Below are 14,252 nucleotides of genomic sequence, written 5' to 3'. Positions count from 1 at the left end.
CACCTGCCCGCACCAACCGGAAACCCGCATGAAACATGTCACCTTGCCCGATGGCGAACGTGTGCCGGCGCTCGGCATGGGAACGTGGAATATGGGCGACGACCGCGCCACGCGCGCCGAAGAGATCGCCACGCTGCGCCTGGGGCTCGATCTGGGCCTGCGCCTCATCGACACGGCCGAGATGTACGGCGAGGGCTTGTCCGAAGCGCTGATCGGCGAAGCGATCGCCGGGCGGCGTGACGAAGTGTTCCTTGTCAGCAAGGTCTATCCCCATCATGCCGGCCGGCGCGACATGGCCGCCGCCTGCGAGCGCAGCCTGCGCCGGCTCGGCACCGACCGCATCGACCTGTACCTGCTGCACTGGCGCGGCAGCGTCCCGCTGGAAGAAACCGTGCAGTGCCTGCAAGCACTGCAGCGCGAGGGCAAGATCCGCCACTATGGCGTGAGCAATCTCGACCTGTCCGACATGGAAGAGCTCTGGAACATTCCCGGCGGCGATCAGGTGGCGGTCAACCAGTTGCTGTACAACCTTGGCCGGCGCGGCATCGAGTGGGACTTGCTGCCCTGGCTGCGCGAACGCCGCGTACCCGTGATGGCGTACTCGCCCATCGAGCAGGCACGTCTGGCCCGACACCCGAAGCTGATGCGCTTCGCGCAGGCGCACGGCATGACGCCGGCGCAGGTTGCCTTGGCATGGCTGATGGCGCGCGAGGACATCATCGCCATTCCCAAAACCAGCCATCGCGAGCGGCTGCGCGAGAACGTCGGCGCGCTGGCGCACACGCTGACACCCGAGCAACTGGCGGGGCTGGATCGCATCTTCCCCCCGCCTGTGGGCCCGCGCCCGCTCGACATGCTGTAAGGACAGCAAGCGATGCGATGCCGGATAATCATCGCCATCGCACCGCTTGCTGCCCCTCATCCTCACGTCCACCCATGAAGCTCGACCGCATTTTGCTGGTCGCCAGTGCCGCGCTGTTTGCGCTGCCCATGGCGGCGCTTGCCTTCATCAAGCCGCTACGGGTTGTCGCCCCGACACTCATGCCGGGCATCACCTGTCCGACCCCGACGATCTGCACGGACAACCCCGCCAGCCTGGACGACGCGCAGACGCTGTACCAGGCAGGCTACGCCAAGGCTGCGGGCGCGGTCGGCCCATTCCAGCAGGCACCACGCGGCGTGTTCTGCACGACGCCCGCCTGTGCCGACACGTTCGGTCTTGGCCGCCGTGCGGCGGAAGCCGTGGGTAATCTCGGCTTTGTGGTTGCGCCGCGCGGGTGGCAAACCTTCTACGTGGCCCACGAGTTGATCCACTTCAGGCAGGCGGAAACGCTGGGAAACGTTGCGGTGGCGACCAAACCCGGTTGGCTGATCGAAGGGATGGCGTATGCGTTGAGCGGCGACCCGAGACATCCGCTGGGCGAACCCTTTGAACAATGGCGGTCGCGCTTCGAAGCCTGGCGGGCGGGCCTGGGGGCGGGCGACTTGTGGGAAGCGGCACGGGAAGCTCGCTGAGGCCATCGCACCGGATGCGGCTCCTGCGTAAAGTCAGAGCCCCCTGAAGGCGTGACGCACCAACAGCGCCGACAGCACAAGCATGGTCACGCCGATCAGGCCATCGAGCACCTGCCATGCCCTCGGCCTGGCAAACCAAGGCGCCAGCCAGCGCGCGCCGAACCCCAGCGACACAAACCAGCACAGGCTGGCCGAACCGGCCCCCGCCACGAACCAGCCGCGCAATGCCGGCGGATGCTGTGCGCCGATGCTGCCCACCAGCAGCACCGTATCCAGATAGACATGTGGGTTGAGCAGCGTAAAAGCGGCCGCCTGCGCCAACGCAGCGCCCCGGCTCAGACTGCCCCCACCCTCCGACGCCCTCAACTGGCGGGCATGCCGGGCGCGTTGCAATGCCCGCCAGCCGTATGCCACCAGAAAGACGGCACCGGCCAGCGCAAGGGCACGCGCAAGGCCCGGGCGCTCGCCCAAGGCCTGCGCCATGCCCAAGACACCCGCCGCAATCAGCAAGACATCGGCCAAGGCACAGAACAGCACCACGCTGCCCACATGCTCACGACGCAATCCTTGGCGCAGTACGAACGCGTTCTGCGCGCCGATGGCGACGATCAGCCCCAGGCTCAGGGCCAGGCCCTGCAGGGAAACGGTCAAGGGAAGCGAGGCGGCAAACGAGGTATCCATGCGTGCAGCTTGCCTGCTCGCTTTTATGAAGACAAACTATCTCTTCTTTATTCAATTTAGTTTTTCTTACCTAAATGCTGGATTACCCTGCGCTATCTGCCTTGGCCGCTGTCATTCGCGAAGGCAGCTTCGAGCGTGCAGCCCGCGTGCTGCACGTGACGCCATCAGCGATTTCGCAGCGCATTCGCCTGCTGGAAGAGCGCGTGGGCTGCGCGTTGGTCGTGCGCGACCAGCCCTGCCGGGCCACCGAGACCGGGCGACGGCTGTGCCAGCACGTCGACCGCGTGCGGCTGCTCGAGCAGGAGTTGCAAGGCGCCCTGCCGACCCTGGCTCCGCAGGGCATTGCACGGGTCACGCTGCCGATTGCGGTGAATGCCGACAGCCTCGCCACCTGGCTCGCGCCGGCCATCGCCGCTTTTGGCGCAGAGCACCCCGTGTTGATGGAGGTGGCGGTGGATGACCAGGACCACACCACCGAGTGGCTGCGCAGCGGCGCCGTGCTGGCCGCCGTGACAGCCACGGCCCGCCCGGCAGCGGGCTGCAACAGCCGCCCGTTGGGCGCCATGCGCTACCTGGCGGCCGCCAGCCCGGCGTTCGTGCAGCACCATTTTGCGGAGGGCGTGGGCGCCGGCAGCCTGGCGAAAGCGCCCTGCCTGGTGTTCAACACCAAGGACGAATTGCAGGCCCGCTGGGCGCGGCGCCTGTGCCATCGGCATGTCGAGCTGCCCCGCCACACGCTCCCCTCGTCACAGGCCTTCGTGACAGCAGCCTTGGCCGGCATGGGCTGGGGCCTGCATCCGCAGGCGCTGATCGCACCGCATATTGAAGACGGCTCATTGGTCGAACTGGTGCCGGATACGCCGTTGGATGTACCGCTTTACTGGCAACACGCACGTGCGGCATCGGCGTTGCTCGATGGGTTGAGTCGCGAGGTTCTGGCTGCTGCCCGCGCTGCGCTGTTGCCGCCGTGAGGTGGGTGGGAGACCGCACTGCACCGCATCTTCTGGCAAGGTTTCCTCAGCGACGTGTTGAACCCCAAGGTCGCACTGTTCTATATCTCGCTGCTTCCCCAGTTCGTCAACGCGCACGACCCGCACCCGGTGCCGCATCTCCTCGCGCTAGGCGTGATCGGGAACATGGTTGGCATTACGACGAGCGTTGCTTATGTCTTCCTTTCCTCTCGAATGACGCAAGCGCTCCGGCGTAACAAGACCCTCTCGGCATGGCTGACGAAGGCAATGGGAGCGTTGTTCGTCGGACTGGGCCTGAAGCTGGCGACCGAGAAGTTGTGACTGCGGTGTACCGGGTAAGGTCTGCCCCCTCCTGCTTTCGGATACCCCGAGCAACTCCGCGCATTGCATTCGGACATGACCAGAGAACAGCTTCACACATTCCTGACCACCCATTTTGGTTTGGTCGCCGACGCCGTCGAGCGGGGCGGCACCCGCTCATACTTTCTCGCAGAGGTGGTGTGGCACCCGTCCGCGACCACGCGAATCCTTCATGTTCAATATGGCGCGGACGATTGCGTCAGCCATATCAAGCTCTGCGTCTCGTCGGACAACAACAACAGCGTGTTTGTGCCGTTGCCAATGAGCTGGCCGGAACTTCGCCAAACCTTGACCGACGAGATTTCTCAGCATGCGCGGCGGAGAGCCTGCGCGCGGACCTGCTGACTACCGCTCAGGGGTGCGAATGCCGACCAGTCATGGAGCGCTCCGCGCAGCCATCGGCTGACCGAGCGAAGACCGCACACGCTCTCCGCGCAAGCTGTCTGACTGGAATGACGGATTGCACTACAATGCGCGCATGTCACGTGCAACCCAAAGCGTCTCGCTTCGGGCAGTCATGTTGCTCATCATCGTATTGACGCAACTGCTAAGCCCGCTCCTGCACGGCCATCTCGGAACTCCGAAACAAACTGGCCTGCACGTGCATGCGTCGCTCTCTGGCGCAGTTGATTCTCATTTCCAATCCCTCGAATCTTCCCATGCCCGAGCCTCCTCTCAGGCGGTGCATGCGATCGATCATGACTGGGTGCTGACGAGCAAGGAACCCTTTGAGGTTGACGTCGAACCCGCGATTGGCCCGAAAGATCTCAGCACATTTCTTTGGGCTGCAGTGGGTCCGGGAGTCTCCGCGCTCACTTTCCTCCTGCTGACCGCGCTTGCCTGCGCTGCCATTTCACGCCGCGCCTTCCGGCCAGCCCCGGTTCGCGCGCGCTGGCGCGATCGCATCAATCGTCCGCCCCCGGCCCAGGCTCCACCGCTGCCGTCCTAATCGGTATCCGGCTAACGGCTGGCCGCGCGTCGCTGCGCGGCAGCGGACCGCTATTTGTTGACCTGCAACAAGCCCTTTGTCTTTGCATTGGCGATGATGAATCCGTCAGAAGCGTTGGCTTCTGGCTCTTCATACTCGCTTGACGCAACGAGGCGGTAGCGGCTTCGCCATCCGTTAGCCATCCACTGTCGCAGTTTGTTATTCGCGTCGCGTGGCGATGCTCAGAGGTCGTTGATCTTTGTGCCGCTACGTGAGTGCGACGGAGTCCGGAGGCGGCGCCCGCAGCGTTGCCTTCATGGATTGGAGTCAGGCATGTTTTTCAAACGAATCGTAGCGATTGGTGCGTGGATTGCGCTGACCGCGTTTTCTTTCGAGCGGGCTGCAGCACAGACAACTGCCCAGGCAGTGCCGCTGTCGGCTGAACAGGCGCGTTCGCTGGGCGTGCGCTTCAGCCCAATCGCCGCATCTGGGGGCTTGGATGTCGGTACGCATGCGCGTGTCGTCTACAAGCCTGACGCGCAGTATGTGGTGGCAGCCCCGTATGCGGGCATGGTGCCTCGTGTGCTGGTTTCCGTGGGGCAGACAGTCCGCCCGAACCAGCCGCTGGCGGGCTTCCTGAGCCCGCAGCTTTTCGAAGCGAGCCGCGCACTCACAGAGGCCAACTCGCAGGCGCGCCTGGCGCAGCAATCACTGCAGCGCGACAAGGCGCTCTACAACGACGGCATCGTCGCTGAAAGTCGCTGGCAAGCAACGCAGGCGCGAGCTGCGGAGGCCAACGCCATGGCCAAAGCACGCCGGGCCGAGCTGGCTTCCGCAGGCATTGCGTTCACCGGCGCGGGTGGTGAAGCGCAGCTGGTTGCCAGCCGTGGCGGCGTGGTGTCGGAAGTCAATGTGGTTCCGGGTGCGCGGGTCGACGCTGCAGCGCCGCTCTTCAGGATCGTTGATCCTGCCGCGCTGGAGCTGGACCTGCTGGTTGGCCGCGATGTGCCAGTACCGACCTCGGGCGACCGCATTGAGATTGCGCAGCGCGGCGCAAGCGGCACGGTCATTGGTGTGGCGCCGTCGGGCGACGGCACGGCTGGGGTCCGCGTGCGGGCATCGCTGGAGCGCCGCGGCGACCTGCGTGCCGGTGAAAGCGTCAACGTAACGCTCAAACTGCGCGGCTCCACGGGCGCGGGCGCGTCGGGCCTGTTGCGGGTTCCGGCGGCAGCATTGGTCTACGTACATGGCGTGCCGGGCGTGTTCATTTCGACCGACAAAGGCTTCCGCTTCCAGGAAGTCGCTGTCGCCAGCACAGACGAGGCCGTCGCTGTCGTGCGTGCCAATCTGCCTGCGGGAACACGTGTGGCGGTAACGGGCATCGGCGCGCTCAAGGGCTTGCTCGCGGGAGAACAGTAATGCTGCCCCGTCTGATTGAGTTTTCGCTGCGGCAGCGCGTGCTGGTGCTGATCGCGGCCGGCGTGCTTGCCGCCGCCGGCGTGTGGGCGTACCTGAACCTGCCGATCGACGCGTTTCCCGATATCTCGCCAACGCAGGTCAAGGTGGTGCTCAAGGTGCCGGGCATGACGCCGGAAGAAGTGGAGCAGCGCGTCTCGACGCCCATCGAGCAGGAGTTGCTTGGCCTCCCGCACAAGACAATCGTGCGCTCGGTATCCAAATACGGCATCAGCGATGTGACCGTCGATTTTGAAGACGGTGTGGACGTCTACTGGGCACGCCAGCAGGTGTCGGAGCGCCTGGCCGGGTTGGCGCGCGACCTGCCGTCGACCGCCGTGGGCGGACTGGCGCCCATCACCACGCCGCTGGGCGAGATGTTCATGTTTACCGTGGAGGGCGACGGCTACTCGCTGGCTGAGCGACGCCGTGTGCTCGACTGGGTCATCCGGCCGGCGCTGCGCACGGTGCCGGGCGTGGCGGATGTCAACGCGCTGGGCGGCGAAGTCCGCAGCTACGAAGTGATACCCGACCCTGCGCGCCTGCGCGCGCGTGGCTTGACGCTGGAGCAACTGCGGCAAGCGCTTGACACCAACAACCGCAACGACGGCGCGGGGCGCCTGGATCGAGGCGACGAGCACTGGGTCGTGCGGGTGGAGGGCGGCGTGCGGGGGCTCGATGACTTGCGCGCGATTGTCGTGGTGCCGGCGCAGAGCTTGTCTTCCGCTCCCGCAGTCACCGTCGGCGACGTCGCCACCGTGCGCCTGGGCGAGGCCACCCGCAACGGCGCCGTCAGCAAGGATGGCAACGGTGAGGTGGTCGAAGGGCTGGTGCTGGGCTTGCGCGGCAGCGATGCCCGCAAGCTGGTCGAGGCAGTGCAGGCGCGGCTGGACACACTGGCGCCGGAGTTGCCCAAGGGCATGTCGACCCGCGTCTTCTACAACCGAGGCGAGCTGGTGACACGCGCGGCCAACACCGTTGTCCGTGCACTGATCGAAGCCAGCGTGCTGGTGGTGGTCACGCTGTACCTGTTCCTGGGCGGCGTGCGGGCTGCGCTGGTGGTGGCGGCGACGCTGCCGCTGTCGATGCTGGCGACCTTCCTGCTGATGCGCTATGTGGGCCTGACCGCCAACCTGATGAGCCTGGGCGGCCTGGCCATTGCGCTGGGCATGCTGGTGGATGCGGCGGTGGTGGTGGTGGAGAACATCGAGACCGCCATGGCCCGCGCCCAAGACCACAAGACCGACCCGGCGCTGCGCGGCGCGGTCATCCGTCACGCGGTGGCGACGGTGGCCGTGCCGATGCTCTCCGGCGTTTCCATCATCGCCATCGTGTTTCTGCCGCTGCTGTCATTGCAGGGGCTGGAGGGCAAGCTGTTCGGGCCGGTGGCGCTGACGATTGTGCTGGCGCTGGCCTCGTCCGTGGTGATCGCCTTTACGGTGGTGCCCGCGCTGGCGTCCTTGCTGCTGCTTGCGCATGCGGATGAACCGCCTTGGCTGATGCGCAAGGTGGCCGGCGGCTTCGCCCGGATGCAAACGTGGACGGCGGCGCATCGCCGCATCGTCTTCGGCGTGGCGGGGGCGGCGTTGGCGGTGGCCGTGGTGCTGTACATGTCGGTCGGCAAGACCTTCATGCCGACCATGGACGAAGGCGATCTGATCGTGCAGTTGCAGAAGGCCCCGTCGGTCTCCCTGGCGGCATCGCTGGATCTGGACCAGCGCGTGCAGCAGGCGCTGCTCAAGGAGGTGCCGGAGATCCGCTCGATTGTGGCGCGCTCCGGCTCGGACGATCTGGGCCTGGACCCGATGGGCCTGAACGAGACCGATACCTTCCTGGTGCTCAAGCCCAAGGACCAGTGGCGCGGCAGCAAGGAGGACATCGCCATTGCGATTCGGCGCGTGATGGAGCGCTTTCCCGGCGTGATCTACGGCTTTACGCAGCCGATCGAGATGCGCGTCTCCGAAATGCTGACCGGCACGCGTGGCGACATCGCCATCAAGCTCTTCGGCAGCGACCTCGCCTCCATCGACGCGGCGGCGCAGGCCATCGCCGCCAAGGTCCGCACCATACCAGGCGCGGCCGAGGTGATAGCACCCAGCAACAGCGGCGTGCAATACCTGAAGGTGTCACTGGACCGCGCCGCCATCGGCCAGGCAGGCTTTTCCGGAGACGCCCTGCAGGCGCAGTTGCGCGCCCTGATCGAAGGCGACCGGATTGGCGTGGTGCCGGAAGGCATTGTCCGCACGCCGCTCATCCTGCGCGGCGGCACGGGCTTGCGGCAAGCGCCCGAAAACCTGACCAACCTGCTGGTCACGGCGCCGGACGGCAAAGCGTGGCCGCTCACGTCGCTGGCCCGCATCGAACGTGTGGACGGGCCGGTGCGCATCAACCACGAAGACGGCGCCCGGTTTGCGGTCATCCAGGCCAACGTCGAGGGCCGGGATCTGGCTGGCTTTGTGCAGGAAGCGCAGGCGGCGGTCGGCGGCCTCGGCACGCTCCCTAAAGGGTTGCGGATCGTCTGGGGCGGCCAGTTTGAGAACCAGCAGCGCGCAGCGGCGCGCCTGGCGCTGGTGGTGCCGTTGGCCTTGGGGGCAATCTTCCTGTTGCTGATGCTGACGTTCCGTTCAGTGCGGCAGGCAGCGCTGGTGATCGCCAACATTCCGTTCGCGCTGGTGGGCGGCATTGCCGCTTTGCGGATTGCTGGCGAGTACCTCTCGGTGCCGGCCTCGGTGGGTTTCATCGCCCTGCTTGGGATCGCGGTGCTCAATGGCGTGGTGCTGGTGTCTCACTTCAACACACTGCTGGAGTCGGGTCTGAGCATGGCGGAAACCGTGCGCGCCGGTGTGCGTGACCGCCTGCGACCAGTGCTGATGACCGCCTGCATTACCGCGCTGGGGATGATTCCGCTGCTGCTGGCCAGCGGACCGGGTTCGGAGATTCAGCGGCCGCTGGCAATTGTCGTGTCGGGCGGGCTGATCTCTTCGACGGCGCTCACGCTGCTCCTGCTGCCCCTGCTGTTTGAACGCTTTGGTATGCCCCGGTCTCGTACGGCCGCTGGGCAGGGAGATTCGCAATGAGGTTGGACATGTTTCGTATCGCGTTGGCGGGGGCTTGCGTGATGCTGGTTTGGGGCACGGCAGTGCAGGCACAAGGCACGGCAAGCTACCTGCCAACTGAGAGCACGGTACGCGAAGTCGTTGCGCAATCGCCAGACGTGATGGCAGCCGAGTCCCGCCGCGATGCCACACTGGCGCGCGCCGAAGGCATCCGCGTAGGCACCGCGGAAACGGTGGTGCGCGCGATTGGCCAAGGGCGGCAGGTGCGCGATCCGTCTGAACGCCATGCTGAAGGTCAGATTGCCGTGGAACGGCCGCTACGGCTGTGGGGCAAGGCACAAGCCGACGGGCAGCTTGCCGACGCGGCGGCCGAAGCGGGTGAGCTTGCGTTGAAGGATGCACGCCACGAGACTTCGCGGCAAATCCTGGCGCTCTGGTTTGCGGCCTTGCGGGCAGAACAGGCCCGCCAGGCCGCCCAGGAAAACGCTCGGGCGGCGGCCGATCTGGCGGCACTGACGGCCCGGCGGGTGCAACTGGGCGATGCCGCACGCCTGGACGGCGAACTGGCGGCGGCAGACCACGCTCGCATGCAGGCGGCTCTGGCAGCGGCCACTGCGGCCGAGCAGGCGGCACAGGCGGAACTGCAGGCCCGCTTTCCGAGCCTGGGCCACCCCGCGTTGGCTGCCGACACCGCATTGCCTGCGTTGCCGCAGGACCCACCGGAACGGCTGCGCACCCAGTACATTCAGGATAGCCATGAGTATCGGCTTGCGATGGCGGAAGAGGCGCAGGCGCAGCAGATGGCCAAGCGTGCGGACCTGGAGCGCCGGCCCGACCCCACCGTCGGCATGTTCGTCACGGTGGAACGCGGCGGCGCAGAGCGCATCATGGGCATCAGCGTGGCCATGCCGCTCGGTTCAGCGCATCGTCAGTCGGCTGCCTTGGCAGCCGCATCCGACGCGCAGGCAACGGCTCGCCGCAGGCTCGGTGTCGAACGGCGCCTGAGCGCAGAATTCGATGTGCTCTACCGCAACCTCCAGGGCAAGCGGGCGACCGCGCAAGCGCAGCTCGAAGCGGCTATGTTGCAGAAAAGCGCATCCGACCGTGCAACTCGTGCGTACCGCGCAGGCGAATCGGGCTTGGCCGAGCTCCTGGCGGCACGCCGCAGCTTGGCCGATGCGCTGCTGGCCGAACGGCTCGCCCGGGTGGATGTGCTGGAAGCAGACAGCCGTCTCCAGCTTGATCTGCACAGGATGTGGGACTTTGACGATTGATCTTGAGCGACGCCCAAGCAAGCCCTATGGATAGATGACCTCATCATCAATGTGGACGCCGTCGCCCAGGCGGCGGCGTATTGCACGTACCCAACCCCGACGAACGATGCGACATCCCGAAGAAATCGACCTTGAGACCACCCCGGATCCGGATACCGAAGACGCCTCGGTCAAACAGGCCGCTGCACGGCGCAGCACGCTGGTGAGTGTGGGCGTCAACCTCGGTTTGACCGGCGTGCAGGTGGTGGCGGGCGTCCTCGCCGGTTCTCAGGCACTGGTCGCTGACGCCATTCATTCGTTGTCCGACCTGATTTCGGACTTTGTTGTCCTGTTCGCCAGCCACCATAGCCAGAAGGGCCCGGACGCCACCCATCAATTCGGCCATCAACGCTTCGAGAATGCAGCTTCGCTGGCGCTCGGCCTGCTCTTGCTCGCAGTAGGCGTTGGCATGCTCTGGAGCGCCGTGCTGAAGCTGGAGCATCCGGACACCATCCAGCCGGTGAAACTGATCGCACTGTGGGTTGCGCTGGGTGCGTTGGTAGCCAAGGAACTGCTGTTCCGCTACATGCTTGCGGTGGCCGAGCGGGTCCGCTCCAGCATGCTGGTCGCCAACGCCTGGCACGCGCGCTCCGATGCCGCGTCGTCGCTGGTGGTAGCGCTCGGCATCACCGGCAATGTGTTTGGCTATCGCCTGCTCGATCCGGTAGCCGCGCTGATTGTCGGCCTGATGGTCACCCGCATGGGCTGGCGGTTCGGCTGGGATGCACTGCACGACCTCATGGACCGTGCCGTCGACGAGGAAACCGTCAGGACGATCCACCAAGCCATGCGCGAAACGCCCGGTGTGCTGGGCGTGCATGACGTCAAGACGCGCCGGATGGGCGACATGATCCTGGTGGACGTGCACCTGGAAGTCGACGCCCATGCGAGCGTGAGAGCAGGCCACGACATTGCGCTGGAAGCGCGGCGCCGTGTCATGCTGCGGCGCGACGTGCTGAACGTCATGACCCACGTCGATCCAGTGGATACTTCAGCCCGAATACCACCGACGTCCGTTCCGCCCGCGTATTAGAGGTTGCTCTTCCTCAACTCGGTGCGTGTACATCGACATACGCATCGCCAAGATTTCTTAACTGTTCACTTGATTGGGTGGCTCTATGCATTCCGAACCGAAGTACTCGTTGGTCATGCGATCCCTGCACTGGCTGGTATTCCTGGCAGTCACGATCGCAGTGGCGGCAATCGAGATACTCGACTTCTTCCCCAAAGGCAGCGCCACGCGTGCCGCTGTATTCATGGTCCATCAGACTGCGGGGCTCTCTGTGCTCGCGCTGATGGTGCTGCGCCTGCTCGCCCGTTGGGCCACGCAGGCACCGGCACCTGTCCCCGGCCCACTATTGCTGCAGCGTGCCGCGCGGCTCACGCACGGCGCGCTCTACGTGCTGATGGTCAGCATGCCGATCCTCGGCCTGCTGGCGCTGGCCTGGGCCGGCAAGCCGATTCAGCCGTTTGGACTGAACTGGACGCTCCCGCTCGCGCAGGACAAGACGTGGGCGGATGCTGCCAAGGAAGTTCACGAGTCGGGTGCAACGTTTGTGTACATCTTCGTCGGACTACATGCGGCCGCCGCGCTCTGGCATGAGTTCATCCTGAAAGACCGGCTGCTGCGCCGCATGATCTAGTGCAACCGGAGCACACCCCAACGCCAGACTGGCTCATGCTTTCCCGGCGCCTCCTGCTCAATCTTGTGCTGCTTACGCTGTCAGCGCTGACCCTGGCCGCTGGGCTATGGGCACGCTACCTTGGCGCCGAAGTGCATGCGCGGCAGTTCTGGCTGATCGGCATCATTCCCAACTGGATCGTCCTGGTGGTCACGATTGCCCGATCGCTGATGCGTCGGCAGGTTGGCATCGATGTCTTGGCCGTGATGTCGATGAGTTTCGCGCTGCTTTCAGGGGAAGTGCTGGTCGCCGCCGTCATCGCCCTGATGCTCGCAAGCGGACGCGCGCTGGAGGAATTCGCACAGGCGCGCGCGCAGCGCGAGATGACAGCGCTGCTGAGTCATGCGCCCAAGCGAGCCAATCGCTTCGAAGCCGGCCAATGGCATCTGGTTGACCTGGCAGAAGTCCGGGCGGGCGACCGGCTGCTGGTGCGGCACGGTGAAGTTGTTCCCGTAGACGGCACGTTGTCGGAGCCGGCCGACCTGGATGAATCCACCTTGACCGGAGAATCCATCGCTCGGCGTCGCCCAGCGGCCGACGCCATCTGCAGTGGCGTGCTGAATGTCGGTGCCACCTTTGAAATGATGGCCGGTGCATCCGCCGAGAACAGCACGTTCGCGGGCGTTGTGCGGTTGGTCAGCGCGGCGCAGGCCGAGCGAAGCCCCTCCGTGCGGCTGGCAGATCGTTATGCCTTTGCCTTCGTGGGCGTGGCAGTCGTCCTGGCCGGGGCGAGCTGGATACTCACCGGCGATCCATCACGCTGCCTGGCCGTGCTGGTCGTGGCCACGCCGTGCCCGTTGATCCTTGCTGTGCCGGTGGCGATCGTGTCAGGCCTGTCGCGTTGCGCCAAGCGCGGCGTGCTGATCAAAGGCGGTGGCGCGCTTGAACGGCTTGCTTTGGCCGACACGCTGTTCTTCGACAAGACCGGCACCTTGACCAGCGGATACGCCCGACTCGTCGACATCGAATGCGATCAACGTTATCCGCCTGATGTTGTTCTGGGCCTCGCCGGCTCCCTGGCGCAGGCATCGAACCATGTCGTGGCGGAAGCGGTCGTCAGAGCCGCACGCGAGCGTAGTGCCGTGCTGCAACCGCCAAGCGCCGTCGTTGAGAGCCCGGGAGCAGGCGTCCAGGGCCGGGTTGGGCGTTACGTCGTTTCGCTTGGCGCGTTGTCCTACGTGCTGGGCAACTCCGATGCCCCTGCCTGGAGCCAGGGGTTCATCAAGCGGATGAACTACGCGGGCGCGTCAGCCGTCTTTGTCGGCGTGGATGGTGAACTGGCTGGCGCGTTACTGATGGTGGACCGTGTCCGCCTCGAAACACCGCGCGCACTGCGCCTTCTGCGCCAGGAGGGGATCAAACGGCAGGCGATGTTGACCGGCGATCGGCCAGACGTTGCCGAATCGGTCGGGGCCATGCTGGGCGTCACCGAGCTCTATGCGGCGCTATCGCCGGCGGCCAAGCTCACGGCGATCCAGAACGCACGCGCCGCCGGCAAGGTGATCATGGTGGGCGACGGCGTGAACGACGCACCGGCGCTCGCCGCGGCGGACATCGGCGTGGCGATGGGTGCACGCGGGGCCGCTGCATCGTCAGAAGCGGCAGACGTGGTCTTGCTGGTCGACCGGCTGGATCGACTGGTTGACGCGGTGCGGATTGCGCGCCGCACCCGGCGCATCGCACTGCAGAGCGTGGGTATCGGTATGTCGTTATCGGTCGCAGCCATGGCGGCCGCTGCACTGGGTTACTTGCCGCCGTTGGCGGGCGCCATACTGCAAGAGGCCATTGACGTACTCGCCATCGGCAATGCCTTGCGCGCATTGCAATTGGCCACAAACGCGGCGACGCGCTCGTTGGCGCCAGCCGACGTAGAACACCTCAAGGCCGAACACGGGGAACTGGAACCCATCATGAACCGCATCCGTACGGTGGCCGACACGCTGCCCCACATGGAGGGCAGCGCGGCAAAGACCGAGCTGTTGGCGCTGAACCAATCCTTGGCCGAAATCCTGGTTCCGCACGAGCGCCGAGACGATACGCAGCTCTATCCGGACCTGGCGCGGCTGATCGGCGGAGATGACCCGATGGCGGCAATGAGCGGGATGCATCGCGAAATCTTTCGGGTGACGAACCTTCTGGGGCGGGTCGTCGCCGACATTTCGGCTGACGGCCCGGATGCACCTGTTGTGCAGGAATTGCAGCGTCTGCTGTATGGGTTGGACGCCATCCTGCGTCTGCACTGCGCGCAGGAAGACGAGTTGTTTCACGTCCTCGGCAGGGAGACCTGATCG

13 protein-coding genes are annotated in these 14,252 nt (G+C 65.6%); 12 read left to right on the top strand and 1 reads right to left on the bottom strand.

Annotation, left to right across the window (positions count from 1 at the left end; all coding sequences use genetic code 11):
- The first annotated feature begins 28 nt into the window (after positions 1 to 28).
- Together B4F51_RS22110 and B4F51_RS22105 are read left to right on the top strand one after the other, a co-directional pair.
- The gene (locus B4F51_RS22110) at positions 29 to 862 is read left to right on the top strand and encodes an aldo/keto reductase (protein WP_296228887.1); all 834 of its coding nucleotides are present in this window, start codon (positions 29 to 31) and stop codon (positions 860 to 862) included.
- A 74-nt stretch (positions 863 to 936) separates the two neighbouring features.
- A complete protein-coding gene (locus B4F51_RS22105) occupies positions 937 to 1,515 on the top strand; it encodes a hypothetical protein (RefSeq protein WP_296228886.1) in 579 nt (192 codons plus the stop codon).
- Between the two features lie 33 nt (positions 1,516 to 1,548).
- Here B4F51_RS22105 and B4F51_RS22100 read toward each other — a convergent pair whose 3' ends face one another.
- Positions 1,549 to 2,196 (bottom strand): LysE/ArgO family amino acid transporter, encoded by a 648-nt coding sequence (locus B4F51_RS22100; protein ID WP_296228885.1) that lies wholly within the window; start codon positions 2,194 to 2,196, stop codon positions 1,549 to 1,551.
- A 74-nt stretch (positions 2,197 to 2,270) separates the two neighbouring features.
- Between B4F51_RS22100 and B4F51_RS22095 the strand changes: the two genes are divergently transcribed.
- The 10 genes from B4F51_RS22095 (at position 2,271) to B4F51_RS22050 (ending at position 14,249) form a co-directional block, all read left to right on the top strand.
- Positions 2,271 to 3,167: a LysR family transcriptional regulator ArgP gene (locus tag B4F51_RS22095; RefSeq protein ID WP_296228884.1), complete on the top strand. Its 897-nt coding sequence runs from the start codon at positions 2,271 to 2,273 to the stop codon at positions 3,165 to 3,167.
- Positions 3,168 to 3,224: 57 nt separating this feature from the next.
- Positions 3,225 to 3,488, top strand: a complete 264-nt coding sequence (locus tag B4F51_RS22090) for a LysE family transporter (RefSeq protein WP_414706810.1) — start codon at positions 3,225 to 3,227, stop codon at positions 3,486 to 3,488.
- 75 nt (positions 3,489 to 3,563) lie between these two features.
- On the top strand, positions 3,564 to 3,872 hold the full coding sequence (locus B4F51_RS22085; RefSeq protein ID WP_296228883.1) for a hypothetical protein: 309 nt from the start codon (positions 3,564 to 3,566) through the stop codon (positions 3,870 to 3,872).
- A gap of 172 nt (positions 3,873 to 4,044) precedes the next feature.
- The gene (locus tag B4F51_RS22080; RefSeq protein WP_349676321.1) at positions 4,045 to 4,476 is read left to right on the top strand and encodes a hypothetical protein; all 432 of its coding nucleotides are present in this window, start codon (positions 4,045 to 4,047) and stop codon (positions 4,474 to 4,476) included.
- A gap of 312 nt (positions 4,477 to 4,788) precedes the next feature.
- Positions 4,789 to 5,874: an efflux RND transporter periplasmic adaptor subunit gene (locus B4F51_RS22075; protein WP_296228881.1), complete on the top strand. Its 1,086-nt coding sequence runs from the start codon at positions 4,789 to 4,791 to the stop codon at positions 5,872 to 5,874.
- Entirely contained in the window at positions 5,874 to 8,987 is a 3,114-nt protein-coding gene (locus tag B4F51_RS22070) for an efflux RND transporter permease subunit (protein WP_296228880.1), read from the top strand. The genes B4F51_RS22075 and B4F51_RS22070 overlap by 1 nt, the downstream gene beginning before the upstream one ends.
- Complete coding sequence (locus B4F51_RS22065) at positions 8,984 to 10,240, top strand: TolC family protein (protein WP_414706809.1); 1,257 nt, start codon at positions 8,984 to 8,986, stop codon at positions 10,238 to 10,240. Before B4F51_RS22070 ends, B4F51_RS22065 begins: the two co-directional genes overlap by 4 nt.
- 106 nt (positions 10,241 to 10,346) lie before the next feature.
- Positions 10,347 to 11,312 (top strand): cation diffusion facilitator family transporter, encoded by a 966-nt coding sequence (locus B4F51_RS22060; protein WP_296228878.1) that lies wholly within the window; start codon positions 10,347 to 10,349, stop codon positions 11,310 to 11,312.
- 85 nt (positions 11,313 to 11,397) lie between these two features.
- Positions 11,398 to 11,922: a cytochrome b gene (locus B4F51_RS22055; protein WP_296228877.1), complete on the top strand. Its 525-nt coding sequence runs from the start codon at positions 11,398 to 11,400 to the stop codon at positions 11,920 to 11,922.
- Between the two features lie 35 nt (positions 11,923 to 11,957).
- Positions 11,958 to 14,249 carry a heavy metal translocating P-type ATPase gene (locus B4F51_RS22050; RefSeq protein WP_296228876.1) on the top strand — a complete coding sequence of 764 codons (2,292 nt, stop codon included), beginning with the start codon at positions 11,958 to 11,960 and terminating at the stop codon, positions 14,247 to 14,249.
- Positions 14,250 to 14,252: the final 3 nt, after the last annotated feature.

Origin of the sequence: Ralstonia sp. UBA689 (assembly GCF_002298975.1) — a bacterium.
Lineage (GTDB): Bacteria > Pseudomonadota > Gammaproteobacteria > Burkholderiales > Burkholderiaceae > Ralstonia.
The sequence above is the reverse complement of the archived record's forward strand: the minus strand, read 5'-3'. Positions and strand labels throughout refer to the sequence as shown.